Origin of the sequence: Agrobacterium sp. Ap1, assembly GCF_017313375.1 — a bacterium.
Classification (GTDB): Bacteria; Pseudomonadota; Alphaproteobacteria; order Rhizobiales; family Rhizobiaceae; genus Neorhizobium; species Neorhizobium cellulosilyticum.
In genome coordinates, this window is sequence record NZ_JAFLMY010000070.1 from 1 (window position 1) to 1,133 (window position 1,133).

1 protein-coding gene is annotated in these 1,133 nt (G+C 55.2%); it reads left to right on the top strand.

Annotation, left to right across the window (positions count from 1 at the left end):
• Positions 1–96 precede the first annotated feature (96 nt).
• A complete protein-coding gene (locus JZX87_RS31000; protein ID WP_206829651.1) occupies positions 97–1,125 on the top strand; it encodes an IS110 family RNA-guided transposase in 1,029 nt (342 codons plus the stop codon).
• Positions 1,126–1,133: the final 8 nt, after the last annotated feature.

Consider the following 1,133-nt stretch of genomic DNA (forward strand, 5'->3'; position numbering starts at 1 on the left):
CCACGCAGAACTGATGGAGTGGATGCCCCCTCCCGACGGCATCGCGATGTGCCAAAGTGATGTTTGCAACAACGTCACTCAGAGGAGAGAGCATCCATGAATGAAGTTAGCATTGTAGGCCTTGACCTTGCAAAGCGGGTATTTCAGCTCCATGCTGCCAGCGCCGATGGCGGTTTGGTATTTCGTAGGAAGCTATCTCGCGTTCACGTCTTGGCTTTCTTCTCGGAATTGCCGAGGTGTGTCGTTGCGATGGAAGCATGTGCTACCGCGCATTACTGGGCTCGCGAGATCGGGAAGCTTGGCCATGAAGTTCGCTTGCTGCCACCCGCTTATGTGAAGCCTTTCGTCAAACGGCAGAAGAATGACGCGGCAGATGCTGAAGCCATTGTGGAGGCCGCCTTCCGCCCCTCGATGAGGTTTGTCGTGCCGAAAACGGAGAAGCAGCAAGCTTCTTCCATGATCTTTCGGACGCGCGATCTATTCGTGCGTCAGCGGACGCAGCTGATTAACGCCCTTCGTGCTCACTTGGCAGAACATGGGGTGATTGCACCGCAGGGGCTTGCAAGCCTGGCCGCGTTGAGGGTGATCGTGGAAGACGATGATAGCGGCCTTGATCTCCTGGTCGTGGAAACTGCCCGGATTTATTTGGAGCAGATTGATCTTCTAACTGCCCGTATCTCCAATCTGGAGAAGGTACTCAAATCTGAAGCTCAGCAATCGGATAATACCGCTCGGCTGATGTCAATGCCCGGCATAGGACCGATCACGGCCATGGCGATCGAGGCTTTTGCTCCAACCATGACGACGTTTCAGAAGGGACGCGATTTTGCAGCATGGCTCGGGCTTGTACCTAAACAACATTCGAGCGGTGGAAAGCAGGTGCTTGGCCGGACGTCGAAGATGGGACAGCGCGATATCCGACGGCTTTTGATTATCGGCGCAATGACGGTGATCCGATGGGCATGCCGAAAGCCCCCCTCCGAGAGCTCGTGGCTGGGGCGTATGTTGACGCGCAAGCCGCGTATGCTCGTTGCTATTGCGTTAGCCAACAAGATGGCACGATCCGTCTGGGCGATGATGACGAAGAAGGAGAATTACAAAGATTCCGGTCTCGTAACCGCGTAAGCAAAGCT

Coding starts and splice junctions, on each gene's coding strand:
- JZX87_RS31000 (WP_206829651.1), top strand. CDS start 97: ATGAATGAAGTTAGCATTGTAGGCCTTGACCTTGCAAAGCGGGTATTT.